Here is a 4,642-nt window from a genome sequence, read left to right on the forward strand (position 1 = left end):
TCTGGGTTCCGTCGCCGTTTGCCTAGTTTGCCTCATCTCGCGCGGGCAGTCGTTGATTCTCGGTTGACAGGAAACTGATCAAGTATCAGTTTCGTGAATGCTGACAACTTGTCAGCTTTTTCACCGGGCTGCAAGGGAGGGCGCCTCGTGACTGCAACCGATGCCGCGCATGCGGAAAATGGCGACTGGCTGGTCGGCAACCCGACCGGCCTGCAACTCGCCGCGGCGCTCTGGATCGGCTCGGTCGGCCTGCTCATCCTGGGCTTGCAGCCGGTGCTGCTCGGCGCGCTCTACAGCGAAGGTCATGTCACCGGTGACGAGCTGGCACTGGTCGCCACCGCCGAGATGATCGCGATCGCCATCGGCTCGGCGATCGTGGCGATGCTCCTCCCGGCGCGCAACATGCGCCGGAAGAGCGCCGCGCTTTTGGTGCTGCTGGCGCTCGCCAATTTCTGGACCGCCTATGCGATGAGTTCCAATACGCTGATCGGGGCGCGCACGCTCGCCGGGCTTGCTGAGGGTGGCTTGGTCGCCGTGGCGACCGAATTGATCGCCCGCTCGCGCCGGGCCGAGCGCATCGGCGGCTATTTCGTCACGCTGCAGACCTTGGCGCAATGCGCGCTGGCGCTGCTGCTCGCGCTTTATGCGGTGCCTGCCGCGGGCGCGGCCGGCGGCTTCGTCGCGCTTGGCGTTGTCTGCCTGTTGTCGCTCGTCGTCGCGTGGATCGTGCCGGACGACTACGCCGACCTGCCGAAGGACGAGCATTTTGCCAATGTGCTCACCTTGCCGGCGATCACGGCGCTGCTGTCGATCTTCTGCTACTTCATGTTCTTCGGCGCCGTCTGGGCATTTCTGGAGCCGCTCGGCGCCGAGTTCGGCATAGACGGCCGCACCGTCGGCCTGATGGTCTCGGCAAGCCTCGCCGCGCAGGTCATGGGCGCCATGACCGCCACCGTCTTCGAAGCGCGCATCGACTACCGCTTCGCCATCACCGTCATCGGCGCCATCGCGACGATCAGCTCGGTGCTGCTCGCTTCCGGCCCTGGGCTTTTGGTCTTCTGGTCGGTGGCGATGGTGATGGGCTTCATCCTGCTCTTCATCGTGCCCTACCAGATCCGGCTGGCGATCACCGCCGACGAGACGCGCAACGCGGTACTGCTTGTGCCGGCGGCGCAGCTCTTCGGCCTCGCCATCGGCCCGGTGGCCGCCTCGCTGCTGATCGACGGCCAAAATTTCCGGCCGGTGCCGGAATTCGCCGCGGCAAGCGCGTTGGCCAGCGTGGCGCTGCTCGGCGTCTTCGTGTTGGTTGCGCGCCGCCGCGTTCCAGCCTGAGCGGGAGGTGACGATGGCAAACGCCTGGAGCAACTGGTCGGGTTTCGTGAACGCCGCGCCGAAGCTGATCGCCACGCCAGCCGATGTCGGCGAACTGGCCGATCTGGTGCGTTCCGCGCCCGGTCCGCTGCGCGTCGTCGGCGCCGGCCATTCCTTCACGCCGCTGGTGCAGTCCGACGGCACCATCATCTCGCTGGCGAAGATCGAGGGGCTGGTTTCGCATGACGCCGCAGCCAATCGGGCACGCCTGAGGGCGGGGACAAGGCTTGGCGCGCTGATGCACATCCTGCAGGACATCGGCCAGGGCCTGCCCAATATGGGCGACATCGACAAGCAAGCGATCGGCGGCGCGCTGGGCACCGCGACGCATGGTTCCGGCCCGACGCTCGGCGCCTATCATACGCAGCTCGAGACGGTGCAGTTCGTCGACGGGCAAGGCAAGCTGCGCGAATACAGCCGGGCGGGCGACCAGGATATGGTCCATGGCACCGGCGTCGCGCTCGGCGCTTTCGGCGTGCTCACCGAAGTGACGATGAACAACATCCCGACCTACCGGCTGCGGCGCCGCAAATGGGTGTTACCGATCGGCGAAATGCTGCGCGACTTCGAGACGATGATGGGCGCACACCGTTCGGCAGAGTTCTATTACATCCCGTTTTCCGGCTATGCGCAGTTCATCGCCAGCGATCTCAGCGACGCAACGCCGGCGTCGCGGCCGACCGAGGATGACGAGGAGGGCCTGGCGACGTTGCGCAAGCTGCGCACCGTGCTGCGCCGGCTGCCGGCGCTCCGCCGGGCGCTGATCAAGGGTGCGGTCAAGAAGGTGCCGGCCGAGGATTATGTGCAGGACTGGCTCAACGTCTACGCCAGCGACCGTCGCACCAAATTCAACGAGATGGAGTACCACCTGCCTTACGAGGACGGTCCCCGGGCGCTGGCCGAGATCATCGCGCTGACCGAAAAGCATTTCCCGGAAGTCTATTTCCCGATGGAGGTGCGTTCGGTCGCCCCGGACGAATTCTGGCTCTCGCCCTTCCACAGGAGGCTGACCTGCTCGATCGCCATCCATCACGACGCGGCGAACGATCCGCTGCCCTTCATGCGCGCGGCCGAGCCGATCTTCCGCAAATATGGCGGGCGGCCGCATTGGGGGAAGATGCACAGCTTGACGGCGGCGGATTTCAAGAAACTCTATCCGCGCTGGGACGACGCAATGGCGGTGCGCCGCGACATCGATCCCGAGAACCGCTTCGTGTCGTCCTATATGGCCAGCCTGTTCGGCATCCAACAATGAGCGCCTATTTCGCCGAGCTGTCGAAGGCGCTCAAGGCCGCCGAAATCTTTCGGCCCTGCCTGGTGCTCGACCGCGACCGGCTGGACGCCAACATCGCGCTGGTGAAGCAGAGGCTGGCGCCGGGTCTTGCCGTGCGGTTGGTCGATAAGTCGCTGCCTTGCCTGCCGCTGCTTTCGCATATCTCCAAGTCGCTCGAAACCGGCCGCTTCATGACCTTCCATCCGCCGGTGACGCAGGCGGTGCTCGACGCCTTTCCCGCGGGCGATCTCCTCTATGGCAAGCCGATGCCGGTAGGTGCGGCGAAAGCGGCGCTGGCTAGAGGCGACGCCGGCGGGTGGTCGCGCGTCTGCTGGCTGATCGACACGCCGGAGCGCCTGTCCGAATACGGTGCGCTCGCCGCAGCGTTCGGCACCGAACTCCGCTTCGCCTTCGAGGTCGATGTCGGCCTGCATCGCGGCGGCTTTTCCGGTCCTGCCGAGATCAGGGCGCTGGCCATACCGAAGGACCTGCGCTGCGAAGGCATCATGGCCTATGAAGCGCATGCGCCGGAAATTCCCGGGCTGTTCGGCGGCGCGGCCGGCGCGCTGAAAAAGGCCGCGGCGAAGGCTGCCGAGTTCGTCGCGGCCCTCGATGCGGACCAGCGCCGCATCCTCAACATCGGCGGTTCCAAGACGGCGCTGCTGCATGGCGGCGGCGTGGCCAACGAAGTGTCGATCGGCTCGGCCTTCGTGCTGCCCAGCGATTTCGATACGCCCGGCCTCGACGGCTTCCGGCCGGCCGCTCTCATTGCGACGCCGATTCTGAAGGCGCTCGATCCGGTGCTCCCCGGCCCGGCGGCTATCTTCCGCACGCTGCAGGCGCTCGGCCTCTTCGCGAAGAAGGCCTGCTATCTCTATGGCGGCAAGTGGATGGCCGAACCGGTGTTCCCCGCAGGCATGAAGCCGAACGGCCTGATCGGGCTGTCTTCCAACCAGCAATTCATGGGGCTGCCGGCGGGCGCGGAGGTGAAGCCCGGTGACTACGCCTTCCTGCGGCCGACGCAGAGCGAGGCGGTGCTGCAGCATTTCGGCTCGCTCGCGGTGTTTGCCGGTGGGCGCATCGTCGAGTTCTGGCCGGTACTGCCGATGGGGTGAGGGGCGCCCCAACTGTCTTCGTCGCGATCCTTCGCGCCCCCCTCTGTCCCGTCGGCCTAAAGAAGTTCGGCACAATCAATTTATTTGACTCAGTCAACTAAATGATCGATCCTGTCCGCGACAGGAGGAATTCCCATGACCATCCACGATCACCCCGGCAAGCAGCGCATCGATGCCGTGCGCGCTTTCAACCGCTTCTACACCCGCCAGATCGGCCTGCTCGACGAGGGCCTCCTGAAGAGCCCGTTCTCGCTGACCGAGGCTCGCGTGCTTTACGAGCTTGCCCATCGCGACGGGCTGGTCGCCAGCGACCTGGTGCGCGACCTCGATCTCGACCCCGGCTATGTCAGCCGGCTGCTGAAAAAATTCGAGGAGCGCGGCCTGGTCGAACGCGCCGCCACGGAGGCCGACGCGCGGCGGTCCTCGATCGCGCTGACGCCCGCGGGCAGGGAGGCCTTCGCGCCGCTCAACCAGGATTCGCACGACCAGGTGCGCGCGCTGCTCGATCGCCTGGCGCCGACCGACCAGGAGCGGCTGGTCAAGGCGATGCGCACGGTGCAGGACCTGCTCGGCGACAAACCCCAACCCAAAGTGCCTTATATCCTGCGGCCGCTGCAGGTCGGCGACATCGGCTGGATCACGCATCGCCAGGGCCTCATCTACGCGCAGGACTATGGCTGGGACGAAACCTATGAGGCGCTGGTTGCCGAGATCCTCGGCGAGTTCGTCAAGAACTTCGTTCCGCAATGGGAGCGCAGCTGGATAGCCGAGCGCGAAGGCGAGGTGGTCGGCTCGGTTTTCGTCATGCGCAAGTCGCCCAAGGTGGCGAAGCTCAGGCTGCTCTATGTCGAGCCGCCGGCCGATGCCGAGGCCGCGCGCCAAG

General features: G+C 66.0%; 4 protein-coding genes. All 4 read left to right on the plus strand.

Going from position 1 to position 4,642, the window contains the following annotated elements:
* Positions 1-147: 147 nt before the first annotated feature.
* On the plus strand, positions 148-1,332 hold the full coding sequence (locus EOA60_RS19570; protein ID WP_095824849.1) for an MFS transporter: 1,185 nt from the start codon (positions 148-150) through the stop codon (positions 1,330-1,332).
* 13 nt (positions 1,333-1,345) lie between these two features.
* Positions 1,346-2,626, plus strand: a complete 1,281-nt coding sequence (locus EOA60_RS19575) for a D-arabinono-1,4-lactone oxidase (protein WP_095824876.1) — start codon at positions 1,346-1,348, stop codon at positions 2,624-2,626.
* Positions 2,623-3,759: an alanine racemase gene (locus EOA60_RS19580; protein ID WP_095824848.1), complete on the plus strand. Its 1,137-nt coding sequence runs from the start codon at positions 2,623-2,625 to the stop codon at positions 3,757-3,759. Before EOA60_RS19575 ends, EOA60_RS19580 begins: the two co-directional genes overlap by 4 nt.
* Before the next feature lie 135 nt (positions 3,760-3,894).
* The coding region (locus tag EOA60_RS19585; RefSeq protein ID WP_164899411.1) for a MarR family winged helix-turn-helix transcriptional regulator at positions 3,895-4,642 on the plus strand (748 nt) is incomplete at its 3' end.

It is taken from the genome of Mesorhizobium sp. M1A.F.Ca.IN.020.06.1.1 (assembly GCF_004023265.1).
Lineage (GTDB): Bacteria > Pseudomonadota > Alphaproteobacteria > Rhizobiales > Rhizobiaceae > Mesorhizobium.

Excerpts from the sequence above, each read along its gene's own strand:
- EOA60_RS19575 (WP_095824876.1), top strand. The coding sequence starts at position 1,346 with ATGGCAAACGCCTGGAGCAACTGGTCGGGTTTCGTGAACGCCGCGCCG.
- EOA60_RS19580 (WP_095824848.1), top strand. The coding sequence starts at position 2,623 with ATGAGCGCCTATTTCGCCGAGCTGTCGAAGGCGCTCAAGGCCGCCGAA.